Annotated in this window: 1 protein-coding gene and 1 pseudogene; both read right to left on the bottom strand. The window is 34.3% G+C overall.

The window, feature by feature from the left end; translation table 11 throughout:
* The coding region (locus tag ACYVRH_RS13655) for a hypothetical protein (RefSeq protein ID WP_461257436.1) at positions 1-522 on the bottom strand (522 nt) is incomplete at its 3' end.
* Between the two features lies 1 nt (position 523).
* Positions 524-830 (bottom strand): annotated as a pseudogene (locus ACYVRH_RS13650) (hypothetical protein); the annotation flags it as partial.

Below are 830 nucleotides of genomic sequence, written 5' to 3'. Positions count from 1 at the left end.
ATACTGGCTATTGGAAATTTGACGCATAATTTCATTAACCCTTAATAAAATAACAGCAATAACGGCTATTCCTAAAATAAAACGCGCAAGTAAAGTAAGCCATTTTATTACTCCTTTTCTGTTTAAAACATCAGAGCTTTTAAAACCAATATAACGCTTATTCAAACAGTAACCTATGCTTATTCCAAGCATAATTCCGCCTGGGAAAACATACTCAAAACTTGGGCGGTAGAGAATCATAATAAATGAAACTACGGCGGCGGTAATAATATATGCCCTTAAACCGCCCTTTGACAAAAGCGTGTTGAGCTTTTTTCCGAGAAATAAATAAACACAAAAAATAACAGCGATAATTATCCATTGAAAATCAATGTCTAACGATATTTTTTCTTTAAATTGCCGGTATAAAAGCACGGTCCAAATACAAAGAAGAACCATTATGCATAACTGTAATCCCGCTTTTTCATTAATGCACCAGTAAATAAAAAAAGGCAGCAATAAAAACAAATAAATTAACTCCATTCTAAAACCCCTCAAAGAAAGTATTTCGCAGACGGTTAACCGAATTGTTTTGAGCAGTAGTCATAGTTACATCTGCGGCCGTTACCGTCATCATATTTCTAATAATAGACTGCATTAAACTTTTTTCAATAGTTATAAGCACAAAATATTCATAATTTTCAAAGGGTCCCTCCACGTTTTCCGGTTTAGTTTTTATCCAATAATTATCTTCTTTTACGGCTCCAGGATATACGGCGTTATATGCGTTATGTATCATTGCCTCGTAAAACGCGCCATATTCATCATCAGGATACAAAGAGGCCGTAAGG

This window comes from Treponema sp. R80B11-R83G3 (assembly GCF_054786115.1).
This window is presented reverse-complemented; position numbering and strand designations above follow the sequence as displayed.